This is a genomic window from Dyella tabacisoli, from assembly GCF_003350925.1.
Lineage (GTDB): Bacteria > Pseudomonadota > Gammaproteobacteria > Xanthomonadales > Rhodanobacteraceae > Dyella_C > Dyella_C tabacisoli.
Window position 1 is genome coordinate 87,920 of record NZ_KZ857173.1, and the last position, 21,825, is coordinate 109,744.

The following is a 21,825-nucleotide window of genomic DNA, read 5'->3' on the forward strand; positions in this document are numbered from 1 at the left end:
ATGGAACAGTCGAACGGCAACAGCTCCGCTCCCGAAGTTATCGGCAACGCTGCATCAGGCAGTGTTGCACCCACCCCGGATTCGACCACGCGCAATAGCGCGCCGGCGATTCGCTTTGAAGCACTGGAGCCGCGAGTACTGCTTTCGGGCGATGTGAACCCCGCAGCCATCTCGATTACCGGGTCGCTGGATCTCCCAGGGCAGCAGAATCACTACCAGTTCAGCGTGCAGGACAGCAAACGCGTTGTCTTCGACAGCCTGACCAACCGCAGCGATATCAGTTGGACGCTATCGGGCCCGAACGGCCAGGTGGTGAATCGCCAGTTTTCCAATGACGGCAATGGCGCCTCGCCTGCATTCGATCTGACCACCGGCACATACACGCTTACCGTGAATGGATCGGGCGATGCCGTTGGCGGTTATGCCTTGCGCATCGTGGACGCCAGTGCGGCAGCCGATTTGACGCCAGGCACCAAGGTTACCGATTCGCTGACGCAGGGTAACGAAACCAGCGTATATCGCTTCAACGCCAATGCCGGCCAGAAGTTTTACTTCAGTGCGGGTGGCGTCACTGCCAGCTCCGGTTATGAGTACGCCAACTGGCGCCTGATCGATCCTTATGGCCAGCAGGAAGGCAACGTCAACAACGTCGCCAGTGATCTCAATACCTTTGCAGTAAAAAGCAGCGGCGAGTACCTGCTCCTGGTTGAGGGCGCGCAAAACAATACCGTGCCTCTCAACTACAGTTTCACCTTGAACCCGGTGAGCGATAGCAACACGGCGCTCACGCTCGATCAAGCCACCACGGCGGTGGTAAATCAGTCGGGCCAGACCAGCAATTTCAATTTCACGCTGAATTCGGCGACGTCGGTGATTTTCGACAAACTGACCAATGCGGATTTCAACTGGTCGTTGACCGGCCCGCTTGGCCAGGTAGTGCAGACACATCTTGCCGGTTATGGCGGTGAGCCGATCAATCGAATGAACCTCGTCGCGGGCAGCTATACGCTGGCCGTCAATGTCAATAACGGCGCCACCGGCAGCTACGCTTTCCGTCTGCTCACGGCGGCATCGGCGACGTCGCTGACCAGCAATACCCCGGTATCGGGCAGCCTCGACCAAGCCAATGGTTCGCAGATCTACAAAGTCGCACTGACCCAGGGGCAAAAGCTTTATCTGGACGGCCAAACGCCCACTGGCGGGTCGGTTAGTTGGCGCTTGTTCGATCCGTATGGCGTGAAGCTCACCGGCAACACCCTAGGCCAGAGTATCGATCCTTTCACCGTGACGGCCAGCGGCGATTACTGGCTGGTCATGGATGGCGCGGACTCCAATCCTGTTACCGCCACCGTGAACTATGCGTTCCAGTTGAATCTGGTTCCTGACCTGTCATCGACCCTCACCGTAGGTTCGGCAACCACCGGTTCGGTCGGTGTCGCCGGTCAGTCGGTGGTGTATACCTTCCATCTGGCGGCAGCGACGCAACTCGCGTTCGACACGCTTAGTGCGCGCGAAGACATGCTGTGGTCGCTCAGTGGCCCACGCGGACTCGAAGTACAACGCCGCCGCCTGGGCGACAGCGATGGCAATAGCAACTTCAGCGTGATGGCATTGCCCGCCGGCGACTACAGTTTGACCATGCAAGGCAGCGGCGACGCCACCGGCGCCTATGCGTTTGCCTTGATGGACTTGGCCAGCGCGTCAGCGGTATCGCTCGGTACCGCGTTCAGCGGCAGCTTGACTCCCGGTAACAGCAGCGCGGCGTACAGCTTCAGCGCATCGGCCGGAGACAGCATCAAGCTGCACAGCGTAAGTGTTGCCGGCGGTGCCGCAAGCTGGCGCCTGGTCGATATGTATGGCCGCAATGTCGGTGGCCCAGCGGATCTGGCAACGGACGGCACACCCATCACGGTTGCCGCAAGCGGCACTTACACCTTGCTGATCGAAGGTGCGGCAAGCAACACGGCAGCGGTCAGCTTTCAGGCCGAACTGGACAATACCGGCAACGTCGCGCCGACACCGCTTCCAGCCGGCGACGCATTGACCCTCGGCAGCGTAACGGCGGGCACGCTGGCTAGCTGGGATGCCACCAAGACCTATCGATTCACGCTAACGGCCAATACGCAGCTACTGCTCGACGGCCAGACCGTCAACAACGTCATCTGGACACTGGTAGGCCCACGCGGCGTCGAAATAAGCCAGCGCGCACTCTACGGCACCGATCCTGTCTTCGCCCTGCCCCCCGGCGATTACGCGCTGACCTTGCAAGGGGCGTTGTATCCCGGTTGGTACTCGGGCAATGGCGCCTATGCGTTCCGTGCGGTCGACCTCTCCAGTCTGCCGGCCTTGCAGCTTGGTCAGTCGACGACGGTCAATCGCTCACCGGCCAACGCCACCGTGGGCTATCGCGTGCAAGCCAGCGCCGGAACCCGGCTTATTTTGAATGTGGACCGCGTCAGCAGCTATTCGCCGAATTGGCAGTTGGTCAATCCGTATGGCCAGGTGCTTGCATCCTCAACGGGCGACGCTGTGGGCACCGCTTTCGACATTCCCGCCGATGGTGTCTATACCTTGCTCGATATGGGCCAGCCGTGGGACCAGGGCTCGTCGAGCAACGATACATTCACACTCAGCCAGCAAACGCTATCGACCGCGCCGCTTGCGCTCAACGATGCGATCAGCGGGTCGCTGTCCGGGCGACAGGATCTGGCGCAGTACAGCTTTACTCTCGACCATCCGAGTACCTTGTTCCTCGATGCATTGGCAGGATCGGCCGGCATTCCCAACAACGTGCAATGGATGCTGCGCTCCAGTTCGGGAAGCGTCGTCAACTACTGGAACTCGCTTAGCAACGACTTCGGCAGCGGCAACATGTTGGCGGCGGGCCAATACACCCTGGTCTTGCGCAACACGCAAGACACCCCTACCAATTTCAGCTTCCGCCTGCTCAACCGCGATGTCGCCAGCGACTTGGCGATGGACGCGCCGACACACGTTGTCATGGCGGGAGACAAGACCACGCTGTATCGCTTCAATGCGACGGCCGGCGATCATTTCTACTTACAGAGCGCCGCTAGCAATAACTACTACGGCGTCTATTGGCAGCTACGCGATCCGCTCGGCAACAGCATCGCCTCGAGTTACCTCAATCCGAATTACAACATTGCCGATATCGCCGCCACGTTCAGCGGCGAATACCTGCTCTCGCTCTATCCAAATCCAAACAATGGCTACTCCAGCAGCACCAGCTTTCCCGTCGATTTCACCGTGGGTCATCGCCGCACCGACAACGCGGCACTGACTATCGGCGCGGACAATACCGGCACCATCAGCCAGCCAGGCCAGAGCATCCAGTACAGCTTCACGCTGAATGCACCCACGACGTTGCTGATGAATACGCCGACGATAGGCACCTACAACCTGCAATGGAGCCTGCTCGGCCCGCGCGGCGTCGAGGCTTCCTCGCGCAGCTTCTCCGATAACAACAGCAACCTGATGTCGCTACCTGCCGGTACCTATGTGCTGACGGTCGGCTATGGCGATCTCTCTGTCGGCAACTTCGATTTCAGTCTGCTCGATCTTGCCGCCGTGAACAGTTTGCCCATCGCCGAGGTGAGCAGCGACCCGATCCAGAGCGTTACCATCAGCCAGACCGGCAAGGCGATACCGTACGCCTTCAGCATTGCCAACGACGGCGACTACAACGTCGATGTGCCCTATTCCAATACGGGCGCGCGCTGGGACATCAGGAATACCCAAGGGCAGAATGTCGTCAGCGGCTACACCAGCAATACCGGCATGGCCCCGTTTCACCTGGCCGCCGGGCGGTACTTTCTGACCTGGGAAAACACCTCGCAGGGCAGCCAGGACACGACGCTTAATTTCGCTTTGCGGCATATCGTCACCACCACTCAATCGCTGGTCCTGGGTACACCGGCAAGCGGCAGCATCGACCGCTTCGGGCAGCGTTACGAGTACGACTTCAATCTTGCCGCGCCCACGCGCGTGTTGTTCGACAGTCTCAGCGCCCGCACCGATATCACCTGGCAGTTGATCGGTCCTAACGGCAGCATCGTCAATGCCACCGAACTGGGCAGCACGGATGAAACAGCCGCAGGCGCGCCGCTGGTATTGAATGCCATCGGTGCTTATCGCCTGATGGTGATCCCCGACGGACATGCCAGCGGATCGTTCGCCTTCAACCTGATCGACCTTGCTACGGTGCCATTACTGCCGACCGGCAGCGCACAGCCGATCAAGCTCAGCCCAGGCAACGCAACGGCGGTCTATGCGATCGATGCCAATGCAGGCGATTACTTCAAGCTGCAGATCGACAGCCTTACCGGCGGTCGTGCCAGGGTCTGGTTGGTCGATGCCGCCGGAACCAAGATTATCGCGCCGACGCTGTTGAACGGATCCGATGCGCTCACCGTGGCATGGCCGCATAGTGGGCGTTACCAACTGGTGGTCGAAGGCGATATCGCCAACACCACAGAAACCGATATCACCTATGACGCGGCGCTAGTGACGCCAGCGCGCGCTGCGTTGACTGTGGGCAGCGATGTTCAAGGCACCACGACAACCGTGGGCGTGCCCGATCAATATCGCTTTGCGCTCAACGTACCTACGACGGTGATCGTCGATGGCCTGACAGGCCTTGGCCAACATTGGCTGCTTCGCGCCAGCGACGGCACCGTGGTGCAGTCCGGTCAATTGGGTACGGTCACGCCGAGCGTGCTCGGTCCAGATGTCTATACCCTCGAAGTGCAGGCCGACAGCGCGGCTGCGCTCGGTGCTTATGGTTTGCGCGTGGTCGACCTGGCCACGGCTGCCAACCTGCCTATCGGCCAGGCCACGAATGCCGGGGTGGTTGACGGGCATGCCTTGGTGTACCGCCTTGCCGCCACCGTGGATCAGGCCGCGCTGCAACTTCAGATCGATGCCGCCGCCGGGGCGGGTGCCTCGATCAGCGTGTTCGATGCTGCGGGGCATCTGGTGACCTCGGCCAGCGGGAGCCTGGCTCTCACGAGTATTGCCAATGGCGTCAATACCGGCGCCGTACGTTATGTGGTCATCGACGGCGGTACGACGGCCTCCTATACGCTCAATGCCACGCAGACGGTTGTGCCGCCACCGGCACCGCTCGCCTTGGGCAACCCCATCAGCGGGACACTGGTCCACAAGGGCGACATCGCGAGCTATCGCATCACCGTCGCTTATGGTCAATCGCTTCCACTTGCCCAGCTACTGCGCGATCTCGGCTCCCAGGGTATCCACTGGCGTTTTACCGCCGTGGGATCGGCGAGTGCGCCATGGCAGGATCAAAACCCTGCCGCCTATCAGTTTCTGCCGGTCGCCGGCGACTACGATCTGACCATCGAGGCGACCGCCGACGCCGCCAGTTACACGTTGCAAACGGTCGATAGCGCCCAAGTTCCGTCCATCGGTAGCAGCGCGACGAACGGCACGTTGGCCAGTGCGCAACAGGCAGCGATTTATCGCTACGACCTGAGCAGCCCCGCTGCGCTGCAAGTGACCTTGAACAGCGTCGATCAGACGGCAACATGGGCGCTCTACAACGCGCAAGGCGTGATGATCGCCAGCGGCCCCGGCGGCAGCATAGCCACCACGGCGCAGCTCGATCGCGGAATCTATTCGCTGTTGATCTCCCGAGCCGGAGATTTGAGCGCAAGCACAAGCTTTGCACTGACCGTGCAGCCGCAACCGTTGCCGGTTGCGGCCGCCAATGCGCTCATTACCGGCAACCTCGATGCCAACACAGCGTTCAGCGTGTACCGCATCGATTTGGCGACGGCGATACGCCTGCAATTGCACAACGCAGGCTCCGATGCCGGTTTGACCTGGAGCATCGTGCCGGTCGGCAGCTCGCCCAACTGGAATGCGCTTACCGGCCCGGAAGACAACCAGCCCTACACGCAAAACCTGGCGGCAGGCAAATACGAGCTATGGATTCGCGGCAATGGCAGCGCCGCGCACTACGCTGTGCAATGGCTGGATCTGACCGATGCCCCGCCGCTACCGGCCAGCGCAACCGCAGGCACCCTGGTCACCGGCTATACCGCGATTGCGTATAGCCTGAACCTGTCGCAAGCCAATGGCTTACACCTGAGCTTTGGCGCCAGCGATCCACTGTCATTGGGCTGGAGTCTGCTCAACGCCAGCGGGCAAGCGGTAGTACAGAGTTCAAACGCCGCCGATTTCGATACCGACGTGCTGCCGATCGGCAGCTATACCTTGGTGCTGCGGGCCAATCCTTCCAATGGAACGGCAAGCGACCTTAGCTACAACGTTTCGGTTAGCCCCTTCACGCCACCTTCTTGCAGCCTGGGCCAAACGCTGAGCGGTACCCTCGACAGCGCCAGTCTGAGTACCAGTTATCGGCTCAGCGTGCCCAGCGGCGGCACGTTATTGCTACAGGACAGCGGCAGCGACAGCTCGACCCGGATCGATATCTTCCAGGATGGCCAGCTCATCTACAGCAACAACGGATCGGGAGCTATCCGCGTACTCGCGCCGGGCAACTACGACATTCGCTTCAGCGGCAACACCACGGGACAGCATTACAGCTACGCGCTGATCGATTTCTCGGCCACGCAACCGCTGGCATCGAGTCCGCTGCAAGGGCAGCTCGCCGTGGGGCAAAGCGCGGCGCTTTATAGCTTCAGCAGCGATGGCATCACGCCGTTGAACTTGGGCGGCGCAACCACCGATAGCGCCGGCATAAGCTGGACGATATACGACGCGTCGAACAATCAGGTCAGCAACAGCTTGTCGGGCGGTATGACGCCCAAATTGCTGACGAGCGGCAGCTACACGCTGCTGTTGTATCGCAGCGGATCGACCAGCAACGCCCTCAGCTATAACGTGGCGGCCACTCCGATCGCGGTCCCCACCTTGCCGCTTTCTTTGGGCAGCAATCAGTTACTCACGCTGGACCCTGCCTCGGCTTACCGAGCGGACTACACCTTTACCCTGGCAGCGCCCGGCCGCTTCATCCTGGTCGCACCCGACGCATCGAATATCTATGCCAACTACAGCATTGTCGATGCTCAAGGCCAGAACTGGCTCAACGGCAATCGCAGCCTTTCCGGCGCCAATCCCACGCCGTTCCAGCTACCGGCGGGTACCTACACGCTCCGTTTCGGCGACAGCAATCAGAACAATACGGCAGCGGTCAGCGCAAACTTCCGCCTGGTCAATGTCGATGCCAGCACGGCGCTGACGGTTGGCACACCGGCATCGCTGACGATGACCTCCAACAGCGATGTCGAAATGCTGCGTATCGCCGCGAACGCCGGTGACACGCTCAATCTGTCGACCGTGGTTACGAACAGCAATACCGACAATATCTATGCGTACTGGATTGTCTTTGATGCCGACAATAATCAGGTCACCAGTAGTTATGTTTATCGGTCGGGCGGCAATGCCACCCTGCAACTGCAAAAGAGCGGCAACTATGTCTTGGTCGTGGCCTATGCCAGCGAGCCGCTGACTGTCACCTTCAATGCGACCTTGCAAGGGCACACCACCGTGCCCTCGCCCAGCACATCGGCGCTGGTGATCGGCCAGGACACCAAACAAACGCTCAACCCCAACGGTATCCAGCGCTATACCTTCAGCCTGACCGGCAAATCGCTGATCTCGGTGTCGGGCTCTTCAAGCCTGTACGGAACACAATGGCAGTTGCTCGGTGCCAGTGGTCAACTGTTGAGCGGCAACTTCAATCCTGGCTCCGCCTCGGTCGACACGACACTGCTGGCGGCAGGCGACTACACGCTGCAAATCACGCAGAACCAGTCGACTGCGGCCAATATCGATTTCACCGTCGCCACACAAGCACAGGTCAGCGTTCCCGCCGCCGGCGTCCTGGATCTTCCGGCCAGCCAAGGCATCTATGCCATTCCCGTCACGGCCGGACAGGACTACTACATCAGCGGCACCCAGTGGGTGCAGTACAACGTCTATCGCCCGGATCTCTCGCTCGCCCTGTCCGATAACACCAACTACAGCAACAACGTGCGCAAGATACACGCCGATGCGGACGGTGTCTGGTACGTAGCCGTGACACAGCGTGGCAATGGGACTCATACCTCGCTGCGAGTCGCACCATCGGCACCGATGACACTGGGACAAGTGGTCAACGGCTCAGTGCCCGGCGATGGCGGCTCGGACGTCCATACGCTACAGATCGACAGCGATCAGCTTATCTATCTGGCAGTGCCGTCGAACAATGGAAATTTCAACTTCATCTTGACCGGCAATGGCATCGCGCCGGTGACCTTCAGCAGCAACAACAGCACCACCATCCGGCTGCGCCAAGGCACTTATTTCATCGAGGCGGATTTCACCGGCAATGGCGGCGGCAACAACTTCGCGGCTACCGCCACGACCCATATCGTGTCCGGTGGCGGCACGGGAAGCACGACAGTCGCCTATAGCCTCTCGGCCTTGTCGTTGGATGCCGCGCCGCAGCTCACGCTCGACACCGCGCAAACGCTGTCGCTCGATCCCAGTCAGCTCGCTACTTATCGCATTCAGGGCCTTGCCGGGCAGCGGCTGTATTTCGTGCCGCAGGACGGCCAGTCCGCCGATGCACAGTGGACGCTTTACGATGCATTCGGCCGTTCGGTATATGGCGACATCGCGACAGCGACCGACACGCTTCCACGCTTCCCCGGTGACGGCACTTATTACCTGGTGTGGAACCGCACGCAAGGCGCCACCGGGACAGGCACCTATGGGTTTAGCCTGAATACGGCAGCGGCATCGACACCCACGCCGGTAACGCTTGGCAACACGCTCAGCATCGACGCATCGGGTCCGACCAGCACGCGCACGTACAGCCTGACGCTGAACGGTCCGACGCGTTTGGTACTCGATGCCCTGGCGGCCAGTGCCAGCGGCTTTGACTGGCAACTCACTCAGCTCGACTACTTCGCCGGTAGCGGTCATTGGTCCCCAAGTGCCTTAGGTCCGCAAACGTTCGACCTGCTTGCGGGCACGTATACATTGACCATACGTCCTACCGATGCCACGGCTGCGCATTTGTCGCTGTTGCTTGCCGACGCGGCGGCCGCAACCGCGTTGCAGAAAAACACTACGGTCAGCGATAGCGTGGCTCCCGGCAGCGCACGGGTGTACAGCTTCGATGGCGTCGCAGGTGAAAGTCTCAACGTTACGCCCATCGGCATCGGCACGTTGAGCGGTCAATGGACCCTGCTCGATCCGAACGGGCAAAGCTTGACCAGCGGCGACATCGCTACGACCGCCAGCCTCAATCTGTCGGTTAGCGGGCGCTATGTACTGGTGTGGAATACCAACACGTCCACCGATGCGACCCCGGTACCGTTCCAGTTTGCGATCGACTCGGCCCAGCTCACTCTCGGCGCCTGGCTCACGCCGCAACAGCCGCAGAGCTACAGCTTCACCCTGCCCGCCGCGACCCATCTGCTGCTCGACATCGGGCAGTTTGGCTATGGCTACTTTCCGTGGGCAATTACCCGCGATGGCCAGCAACTGTTCGGCAATAACCTGACCAATGCACAGCAAAGCGTTCCGCTTGAGCTTACCGCCGGCTCCTATCAATTCACCCTGCTGCCCTCGCCTTATGGCTTCAACAACTTAAAGCTTCGTCTGCTCGATCTCGGCAGCGCGACGCCACTGATTCTGGGCGCGGCCACCAGCGGCAATACCATCGCGGGCGAAGCCGACGCCTATCGCTTTACCGCTCAGGCGGGTGATGCGGTGTCGCTGAGCAGCAGCGATACCAATTTCAACTGGTCGCTGTACGACGAGTTCGGTCACCTCGTAAAACAAGTGCAAAACGTCGGTTCGATCACCGCTCTGCCGCGCAGCGGCACGTACTATCTGGTGCGCGATACGCAGGGCGACGGCACCACGACATCGCAGACGTTCAATTTCACGGTAACCGTCTCTCACGACTTACCCACGTTCACGGTCGGCCAGCCGGTTACCGGCCTGATCGAAAACGGCAACCTCAGCTATCGCTTCGACGTCGCCCAGGCCTCGACTCTGTGGTTCACCGCACTGAGTAGTTATCCCAACGTGCATGCGGATATCTACGATGCCCAAGGCGTGCTGGTTTACTCCGCCGATCCCATCGGCAGCCCGCCCAGCTTGAGCCGGGCGATGATTTTGCCGGCCGCCGGCAGCTACACGCTCAAGCTGAGCGATATCAATGGCTATACCGACGCACATCAAATCAATTTCATTCTGACGGATCTGGCTGCAGCCACGGCGATTGCCTCCGATACGCTGACCACCGGCAACTATGTGCCAGCCAACGGCATCGTTGCCTATAAGTTCAGCCTGGCTCAGGCGGGCAATTTCGCATTCGACACCGCAAACAATGTTTACGGCAACGGCATTCTGTCCTGGCGCCTGGTGTCGTCTTACGGTCAACAGATTGCGTCGGGGCGGATGAGCTACGAGGGTGCATCGCTGCCACTGGCTGCCGGCGACTATTTCCTCTTGCTCGATGGCGCTCAAGGCCAACAGTCGAACCCGATCAGCTATCACTTCGCGATCAATACCGGGCAGACCGTATTGCCGCTCAATACGGTCATCAACGGCACGTTGCCGATCGGTGACGTACCCATCCGCTACAGCCTGCATCTGGATAGCTCCGGCGTGCTGGCCTTCGACAACCTCGGCTTGTCGACCACGACGACCTGGCGCCTGGAGGGTCCGAACGGCACCGTCTTCAATCAGCCGATGAAGACGAATTACTACTACAGCAACTACTACAACTACGACTTTTCCGGCCTGCTTCCCGCCGGCGACTATGTGTTGACGATTGGCAGCACCGGCACCACGGCCGATCCATATAGCTTCCGCGTACTGGACCCCAGCGCAGCCACGGCCGTTACCGTGGGAACACCGGTAAATGCCAGCATGGCGCCGATCAACGGCATGCAGCTTTACAGCTTCGACGTGCAGGCGGGCGGGCATTATTTCCTCGACGCGGTGCCGGGGGCGCTCAGCACGGTCTATGGCAGCGTACCCACCTGGACCCTGCTCGATTCGCTCGGCCGCACTATCGTCAGCCAGCAGTCGATGGGCTATGAGTCGTCGCAGTGGAACAGCACGACCAACACGTACAACTATGTATTCAATGGCGGCGGTATCGACCTGGGCAACCTGGCGGTAGGCGGTCGCTATACCTTGGTCTTGGCCGAACCGAATGCGGTGACCGGCCCATCGGCGAATGTCGCCTTCAACGTAGTCAAGCTACCGGATAGCCCGCCGGTCATTCTGGACACCTTGGTGGTCACGCCGGCACCGGACCTGACCGTCAATAGCGTCAGCGTCACGCCGGCCGGTACCTTGCAAACGGGTCAGACCGTCGATGTGCAATGGGTGGTCGAGAACCGCGGCGCCTTGCCGACCAACGGCAGTTGGAACGACCGCGTGGTGGTGCGCAATACCGCCACCGGAGTCATCCTGGCCGATGTCACCCTGCCCTACGACGCCACCGATCCGGCGAATGGCCCGATGGCCGTGGGCGATGTACGCACCCGCCATGTACAGATACGTTTGCCCGATGGCGCGTTTGCCGCCGGCACGGTCAGCTTCACCGTGCTTACCGATTCGGACAATGTCATCAAGGAAAGCAATGCCAGCGGTACCGGCGAGAGCAATAACTCCGGCAGCGTGAATGTCACGGTACAACTGGCGCCGTACGCCGACTTGGCCGTACAGAACTTCAAGCTCGATCCAGGCGGCAACTATCAACCTGGGCAGACCGTCAACGTTAGCTGGACCACCAGCAATCTCGGCAATATCGATGTTGCGCATGCATGGAGCGAGACGCTCGAAGTGCGCAACCTGTCCACCGGAAAAGTGGTGGCCACGGTAACGCTGCGCGACACCCTCGATCAGGGCGCATTGACCGCTGGCGGCAGTCGTCAGCGCGCGACCAGTTTCGCGTGGCCGACCGGCGTGGATGCCTCCGGCAATTTCTCGATTCGAGTGATTGCGGACAGCCTCAACGAGATTCCCGAGTCGAACGCGCAAGGCACCGGCAAGACCAACAACGTCGCCGAGATCGATCAAGCCGTCGGGCCCGATCTGCAAGTCAAGAATCTGCAAGTACTGAGCACCGGCATTCAGGCCGGCGGCATGGTCACGATTAGCTGGGAAGATTGGAACCTGGGTGCGAGCGCCACCGGCGTCGGCTTCAACGACCGCATCACCGTCACCGGTGTCGATTCCGGGCTGACCCTGCTCGATACCAGCACGTTCTATGATCCGAGCGCACTGACCAACGGTCAGATGAATGGGCCGATCGGCGCAGGCGAACATCGTCTGCGCAGCTTTACCTTCCGTTTGCCCGATGGTCTACGCGGCACCGGCAATATCGGCATCACGGTGACCGCCGACGAAAACACCGCCGGCATCGGCGTGCTGTACGAAACCAATCTGACCCATGACGCCGAGAGCAACAACTCGGCGGCCACCGCCATGGTCTCCGCCGCGGTTCCCTATGCCGACCTGCAAGTAAGCAATGTCAGCGTGCCGCCCGCCGGCATCGGCGGCCAGCCGGTGAGCATTAGCTGGACGGTGAACAACCAGGGCCAGGCACCGACCAGCGCCGCGTGGAACGACGAGATCATCCTGAGCACCGACGGCGTTATCGGCAATGCCGACGACATTGTGATCGGCACGATCCGTCATAGCGGCGTATTAGCGGTGGGACAAAGCTATGCGCAGACGGCCATGGTCAATCTGCCGGTGCTGCCCGACGGGCATTACTTCATCGTGGTCCGCAGCGATGCGAATGCCGAGGTGCTCGAACCCGATACGCGCGCAGACAGCACCAGTGCGCTCAGTGCGATCACGGTCGCCGCGCCATACGCCGATCTTGGCGTAGTCTCGGTCAATGCGCCGACTACCGCCTTGAGCGGCGAGAACGTGCGCGTTACCTGGACCGTCAACAACACCGGCAATGCGCCGACCAACCTGGCGCTATGGAACGACCGCGTGGTGCTGTCGCGCACCGGCATACCGTCGGCCGATGACATCGTACTGGCCGGCTCGGTGACCCATGCCGGCATTCTCGCGCAAGGCGACAGTTATACCGGCACCGCCACGCTGACCCTGCCGCGCGACCTGACCGGCGATTACTACATCCTGGTCATCACCAATCTCAACAACCAAGTCATCGAGAACGGCCACACCGCGAACAATGCGCTCGCCAGCAGCGTGCCGTTGCATATCGCTCTGGCGCCGGTTCCCAATCTGACCGTCACCGACGTCAATGGCCCCACCGTGGCGCGACCGGGCGATGCCGTCAGCCTTACCTATGTGGCGCACAACATCGGCAACGCCGATGCCATCGGCGCCTGGCGCGACCGCATTTACCTGGACGAAGGCAACGGCAACCTCGTCGAGGTCGCCAACCAGTTCTATACCGACGGCCTTGTCGTCGGTGGCACAGCCACCCGCACGGTCAATTTCAATCTGCCTGCAGGCATGGCCGAGGGCGTGTTCATGTGGGTCGTGCGCACCGATGCCGACAACAGCATCTATGAGCGTGACGGCGAAAACGACAATGTGACGCGCGCAGCGAGTACGGTGACGATCGCTCGCCCGGATCTCGCCGTGACTGCAGTCAACGGACCGACCCTGTTGTCTTCGGGCAGCACGCTTCACGTGCAATGGAGCGTCAACAACCTTGGCGGCATCGCCAGCGGCAGTTGGGTCGACCAGGTATTCCTGTCGCACAACGGCAGCTTGCAGAAGATGGCCGAAGTGATTCACAGCGGTCCGCTGGCTACCGGCACGGGTTACGACGCCAGCGCCGATATCCAGCTACCGCTGGATGCCAACGGCGAATACGAAATCGTCGTGGTCACCGACGCCGGGCGCGTGCTGGACGATCATTCGCGCGACAACAACACCGCCCAGCAAGCGTTGACGGTGCAACTGGCGCCCTACGCCGATCTTGCAGTGAGCGCCGTGCAGGCGCCGGCCACCTTGATCGCCGACCCGGCCACTTTGAACGTGAGCTGGACGGTGACCAATAACGGTACCGGTGCGGGCAACACGTCGGCCTGGGTCGATCGGGTCATTCTTTCGACCGATGGCGTGCTCGGCAACGGCGACGATATCGTGGTGGGCGAGGTGAGCCACAACGGCGCGCTGGCGGTCGGCGCCAGTTACAACGGCCAGCTCAGCGTGATGTTGCCGCCGGGGATGACCGGCCGCTACAAATTGTTCGTGGTCACCGATGCCACCAAGCTGGTATTCCAGAACGGCGCGACGGCAAACGACAGTGTGATGCTCGATCACAATGTCGACGTCATGCCCAAGCCGTATGCCGATCTGCAGGTGCAATCGGTTACCACCCAGGGCAACCCCATCAGTGGGCAATCCCTGCAGGTGAGCTGGAACATCATCAACAACGGCATCGGCATCACCGATACGTCGGAATGGTCCGACCAGGTGTGGCTGAGCAGTAATGCCGATGGCAGCGGCGTTATCGCGCAATTCGGCAGCGCCAACCATATCGGCCAGCTAGCCGTGGGCGATGCCTATGCGCGCAGCATCAATATCACCTTGCCGAACGGCATTCAGGGCAACTACTACATCAATGTTCGCACCGGCGGGCCGTTCGAATTCATTTACGGCGACAACGATACCGGCCACAGCGTGGCGATTCCGGTGCAACTGGCGCCCTCGCCCGACCTGGTGGTGCAGTCGGTAAGCATGCCGAGCACCGCACTCGAAGGCTCGGTGGTCGATGTCGCCTGGACGGTGAACAACCAGGGCGCGGCCGATGCGGTCGGCCCCTGGGTCGATACGGTGAAATTGGTGCCGACCAGTGGTACCGGCGCAGCCATCGTGCTGGGCAATTTCACTTATGACCGGCCGCTCGCGCCGGGCATCAGCTATACCCGTACCGAACAGCTACGCCTGCCCTCGAAGATCGAGGGCCTGTATCGGCTTGAGGTCATTACGAACTCCAACCTTGGCGGCTCCGGCGCACAGGTTTACGAATACGGCAGCGCCGGCAACAACAATCTTTTCATTTCCAGCGACGTCACTCAGATCAGCTTGCAGAGTCGTCCCGACTTGCAAGTAGGCAGTGTGATCGTGCCCGCGCATGTCACGGCCGGCACCAATGTCGGCATTCAATACACCATCGAGAATCTGGGTGCGGCGCCGGCCAGCGGGCATTGGCGCGACAAAGTTTATCTGTCACTGAGCGGCACCCTCGACGGAACCGCGCAACTGGTCGGCGTGTTCGATAACGGCAGTGCCTTGGCGCCGACGGAGAGCTATTCCAATATCAGCGGCACGATTGATGTGCCGCTGCAGTTCCGTGGCGACGCCTATCTCATCGTGGTGACCGATGCAGACAATGTCATCGACGAATACCCGAACGAGAACAACAACATCAAGGCGGCCCACTTCTATGTGGACCCGGTGCCATTCGCCGATCTAGTGACCAGCAATGTGGTTGCGCCCGACCAGGCCGTGCACGGCGCCAGCATCGACGTGCGCTACAAAGTCAGCAACCTCGGCAGCGCCACCACGCGCGGCCTTACCGCCGACGTCAATAGCTGGACCGATACGGTATGGCTGGCTAAAGACCCGCGCCGTCCCGGCGCCAACAAGGGCGATGTGCTGCTGGGTTCGACCGTGCACACGGGCAACTTGGCGGTAGGCGACAACTATCTGGGCGACCTGCAAGTCACCATCCCGGACGACACCTTCAGCGGTCAGTACTACATCACCGTGTGGAGTAATGCCTACGGCACCATCCTGCAAGACACGCTGGCCTCCAACATCAATCCAGACGACCCCAACCAGGTCAACAACGACAATTACAAGGGCCGGCCGATCAGCGTGCTCGGCATCACGCCACCGGACCTGGCGGTAACTCAGGTCACTGCTCCGAGCACGATCGATGCCGGCGGCAACCTTAGCTTCAGCTATAGCGTGCAGAACCAGGGCGACCTGTTCACCGGGCAATGGACCGACACCGTCTATGTCGCCGACAACGCCGATCTGAGCCTGGCGACCAAGATCTGGACTATCGCCAGCTACACGCAAAGCCGCACGCTCAACAACGGCGAGAAGTACAGCGTCAATCAAACCGTGCAATTGGCGCCGTCGATCACCGGCCGCTACGTGGTCGTGAAAACCGATGCGTACAACCAGCTACGCGAGCTCAGCAAGGCCAACAACACCAATGCGGTCGCCGCCAATGTGCTGCCGCATCCGGCCGATCTGCAAGTCACTGCCGTGCAATGCCAGCCGCAGAATTTCTCCGGCGAACTGACGCCGATTACCTGGACGGTGACCAATCGCGGCGAAACGGTTTGGCCGGGGACGACGGGCTGGATCGATTCGGTCTACATCAGCACCGATCCGGTGCTGATCCCGAGCCGCGCCACCGCGCTGGGCGCGTTCACGCATTACAACGTGAACGGCCTGGCCGCCGGCGCCAGCTACACCATGACCGCCAATGTGCAGTTGCCGCCTGGAACCAACGGCCGCTACTACATCTACGTGGTTACCGACGCCGCCAATGACAACAACAGCCTGGCGACACCGGCGCCCACGCTCAGGCCCAGGCCGGCCGACGAAGGCCTTAACGGCGGCATCAATGACTCGCAGCTCGCCTTCTACGGCATCTCGGCTTATGAAGGTGCCCTCAATAACAACAATATCGGCAGCGGCGCGCTGGATATCACCTACCGCGAAGCCGATCTGCAGATCGACAGCATCAACATTTCCAATCCGCAGCCGCAATCGGGCGATCTGGTGACGCTGACCTGGACGGTGACCAATCGCGGCAACCGCGCCACCCGAGTCAGCCAATGGGCGGACGGCGTGTATTTGTCCAACGATGCTTCGCTGGACGTCACCGACTATCCGCTGATCGAGGGTACGCAATACGACAACCCAGGCCGGGTGCAGGCGATTTCGCTGACCGATGCCAACGGCAATCCGCGCTTCTTGCAGGCAGGCGAGTCGTATACGCAGTCCGCCACCTTCCATTTGCCGCAATCGATCAGCGGCAACTTCCATGTGATCGTCAAAACCGATACATCGACTGTGAAGGACTGGTACTTCAGCGAGCCCAGTTCGATCCGCAGCGGTCTGGACGTCGTCACGGGCGACGGCCCCGGCGCGGTGCTGGAGTTCCAGAACGAAGGCAACAACGTTGCCTCGATCCCCTTGCCGATCACCCTGGCCACACCGCCTGATTTGCAGGTGTCGCAGGTTACCGCGCCGGTGTCCGTCGTCGCCGGGCAAAGCTTTACCGTTGACTATCACGTCATCAACGCAGGCGGCGCCACGCCCAGCGATCAAAGCCAGTGGAGCGACCTGGTCTATCTTTCTCGCGACCGCTTCCTGGACGTCAACCAGGATCGCTATCTGGGTTATCTCTCGCACACCGGCGGACTTGCGGCAGGCACTGGCTACGACGGCCGCTTCACCGTCACCGCGCCGCGCGATCTGGATGGCCCTTATTACGTTTTCGTCATCACCGATCCGGCCAACGCATTCGGCAACGGCCCGTATGGTCAGGTGCTGGAATTTGGCAACGACCAGAACAATGCCACCGCCGCCGTGCAGCCGATGCTGGTGCAGACGCCGCCGCCGGCCGACCTCAAGGCCACCAACGTCACCGTGCCGCCGCATGCCAATGTCGGCGACCCGGTCACCGTGACCTACACCATCATCAATGACTCCACCAACCCGGCCTACGGCCAGTGGACCGACGCGGTTTATCTGTCGCAGAACAACACCTGGAGCATCAACGACATTCTGCTGGGCAAGGTCGCGCACGTCGGCGATCTCGCCGGCGGCGCGAGCTACAACGGCACGCTCACCGCCAAGCTGCCGCCGCTGAAGGACGGCAACTGGCGCATCATCGTGCGCCCGGATCTTTATAACGAAGTGTTCGAGGGCGCGATTACCTATGGCCCCAACGGCCTGGTCATGGCACCGGGCGAAGCGAACAATCTCACCGCGTCGGCCGCCACCATCCAGACCCAGGTACCGCCGCTGGGTATCGCCAACCCATTGCAAACGGTGCTCTCCGCCGGCGATGTGCAGTTGTACAAAATCACTGTAGCCGCTGGCCAGACACTGCGCGTCCTGCTCGACTCCAGCGCGGCCATCGGCGACAACGAGCTGTACATCCGCTATGGCGATATTCCCACCACGTTCGCCTACGACGCGTCTTACAGCAACGCGTCATCCGCCAATCAGCAAGCGTTGATCCCAAGCACCCAGGCCGGCGACTACTACGTACTGGTGCGTGCCCGCAGTGGCAACGCCGTGCCGGTGACGCTGCGTGCCGATCTGTTGCCGCTGTCGATCACCAAGGTGACACCGGACAACGGCGGCGTCAGCGATGACGCGCATCGTTGGGTCACGCTGGATATTTACGGCTCCAGTTTCCAGGCCGGCGCCATCGTGAAGCTCTCGCGTCCAGGCGTCTACGAGGCCGAGCCAGATCGCTGGCAAGTACTCGATGCCACGCATATCCGTGCGATTTTCGATACCCGCGCGTTCCCGCTCGGCTTGTACGACGTGAGCGTTATCAACCCGAACGGGCAAAGCGTCACCGAGGCGGATCGTTATCTGGTTCAGCGCGGTATCCAGGACGATGTCACCATCGGCATCGGCGGACCGCGCAATCTCAATCCGGGCGACAGCGCCACTTATACGGTTTCGCTACAAAGCCTGACCAATGTCGACACGCCCTACGTGCGCTTCGACATTGGCGCGGCGGAAATGGGCTACAACCAGTACCTGTTGGGTGGGCTGAACCTGCCTTATGCATTGTTCGGCTCGAACGTCGGCGGCTCGCCATTCGGCGATAGCAGCACTGCGCCGGCGAATACTCAGGCCTACGGCCAAACGCCCAGCACGCAATCGCGTACGGATATTCCGTGGGCATCGCTGGATGGCACGCTCAATACCAGCGGCTACAACCTGGCCCCCGGTTATGCCTTCGACGTCGCCGCGCATGGCTTCGTCGGCATGAGTTTCCGTCTGCAGACCTATCCCGGTTTCACCGCATGGCTCAACAGGGATTTCGACGGGCTGCGCGATGCGCTCTACGCCACCCATCCCGATTGGAAAGCACAGGGCATTCTCGACGGTGGCGTCAGTGGCCTGGACAAGATCTCGGCAGGGCTGACGGCGAGATTCCTGTCGCCGGACCCCGAGGATCGGCTGAGCAAGCTCGAAGCGCTGTCCGAGTCGTTCCAGATGAATGTGGTGGCCGCCGCTACCGCACTCACGCGCGATGAATTCGTCGCCGAACAAACCGCCTATGCCATGCGTTTGCGCACGGCGATACTGGCCGACGCCAGTGCGCCGAGCAATCTGGCGGTGTTGGCCGCGAATGCTTCGCAATGGGTCAACGGCTGGTTGGCCGCGCTGCAGACCGCAGGCATGTTGCTGCCTGCCGATCAGGCGCCGCCGATTACCACCAACCCGCAAGTCGTCAGCCTCAATGCCACGTTGGCGGCAGGCATCCTGTTGTCCAAGGGCGGCGACAATTACCGCACACAGGCCGACATCCTCGGCTTCTTCAACAAAGTGCAACAGTGGTATGGCGATACCGCGCGCTATTCGGGCGATCCCAATGCAGCCAAGGGGCCGATCGATCATTACGAAGAGCGCCACACCGACGAGGGCGACAGCATCGAAGTGCCGGTGCCGAGCCTGGCTAACCCGGCGGACTACGATCAACATGCCGGTCGCACGCTGCAATTTGAAAACTTCCAGATCTTCGTCGGCGGCCGCGCCGAATTGGAGTATCTGCGCCAACAAGGCCTGCTCGACGATCAGTTCAATCCGCTGCCCGGCAAGAGCCTGAACCTCGCGCAGTATTTGCAATTGGTGGCGCAACAAAAGGGCGTCGCCAATACGGCGATCAGCGTGCAAGGTCCGCAAGGCAGCGCCGTGGCAACCGACGGCAGTGTCTATGTGCCGGCGGCAACGCCGCTGCCCTACACCTTTGCCTTCGGTAACCCCGGCAAACAAGGTGTCGGTCAGATTCGTATCGTCACCCAGCTCGATCCCAGCTTCGATCCGCGCTCGCTGCGCCTGGGCGACTTGAAGATCGGCGACATCAATATCCACGTGCCGGCGGACCGCTCCAACTTCCAGGCCGATTTCGACTTCAGCGGCAGCAAGGGCTATATCCTGCGCGTCAGTGCGGGTATCGATGCCGAATCACGTATCGCGACCTGGTTGCTGCAGGCCATCGATCCGTCCACCGGCGAGGTCATGCAAGACCTCAGCCGTGCCCTGCTGGCGCCGTTGCAGAACAGCACCGCGCAGCAAGGCGGCTTCGTCAGCTTCACCGTGGCCGCGGCAGATGGCGCCGTATCGGGTGCGCATATCCAGACCCAGGCGCGCATCTTCTTTGACGGTGCGCCGCCGATCGACAGCTCCATCCTCAAGACCACCCTGGACAGCAAGGCGCCGACCACCACGGTGACAGTCACTTCGCTGGGCAACAACGCCCAAGGAGCGCCTACCTTCGACGTCAAGTGGAACGCGCAGGATGACGCCAGCGGTATCCGCTTCGTCACCGTCTACGTCGCCACCAATGGCGGCGACTTCAAGATCTGGCAGCGCCAGGTCGATCCGAGCCAGAGCGAGGCGGTGTTCACCGGCGAGGCCGGTAGCCATTACGAATTCCTTGCTGTCGCTACCGACAAGGCCGGCAACCGCGAAGCAGCCCTGGTCACCAACGCGGTGCTGCCCGACGACGGCGCGCGGCAAAAAGTACTCGATGGCCTTGGCGTCACACCGGGCGTGGATCAGAGTGCGACAGTGCCGCAGGCACCGGTCGATCGTCAGTACCCCAACAACCCGCTGTTCCAGCAATCGACCCAGCTATTGCCGGGCCAGGTGGCCAGCGTGGGCGCGGGCGATCTGAAGAACGTACTCGCCCCGTTCGCGGCGCGCGGTTTCGCCGATGGCTTTGCCACGGGTGCGGCCGATATCGGCGCGATGGCGATGGTGGAGCTGGCCGATCACAGCGTGCTGGTCAGTGCCGGTGCGCAGCGCAACGAGGTTTACCGCTACAGCAAAGACGGCGGCCACAGCACCACGCCGTTGTTCACGCTCGATTCGCCGGTACTCGACATGGCGGTCGATACGCTTGGCCAGCTATGGGTGATGACCGGCAACGAACTACTCCAGGTCGACGCCAATAGCGGTGCCATCGTGCGCCGCCTCCAGGGCCCGAATCAGCAACCGCTGACGCATGCCTTGGCGATCCAGCCAGGTACCGGCGACATCTTTGTGTCCGACGCCAGCGGTATCGAAGTGTTTCATCCGAATCAGGCCGATCCGAATCTGGCCTGGCAGCATTTCAGCAATACCCGCGTGGGTGATCTCGCCTTTGGTCCAGACGGCCGTCTGTGGGGCGTGCGCTGGACCGGCAGCGATATCACCGCGGCCGACCCGAATGGCACTACCGATATCGTCAGCTTCCCGATGAGCGGCATCACGCTTGGCCGGGCCGAACTCGAATACCGCTTGACCGGTGTCGTCGACAGCATCGCCTTCGGTGCAGCCGGCACCTCGCTGGATGGCTTGCTGATCGCTTCCGGCGGTTTGCCCCAGCATGTGCAGGTGGCCGGCGTTCCCGACACCACCCATGGCTCGTCCGTATGGATGATCGAGCTGCAGTCGCGGCGCGTATTACAGCTAGCCGGCGGCGGTACCCAAGGCGAAGCGCTGCTGACCACCGCCGATGGCCGCATCCTGGTCGCACAGACTAATCACATTGAT

The 21,825-nt window shown here is 61.3% G+C and carries 1 protein-coding gene (running past one end of the window); it reads left to right on the plus strand.

The window, feature by feature from the left end:
* Positions 1-21,825, plus strand: partial view of a tandem-95 repeat protein gene (locus tag DVJ77_RS00320; RefSeq protein ID WP_114843491.1) — the 5' portion only. Its footprint extends 17,898 nt past the window's final position; 21,825 of the gene's 39,723 nt are visible here — the first part of the coding sequence; its start codon is at positions 1-3; the stop codon falls past the right edge of the window.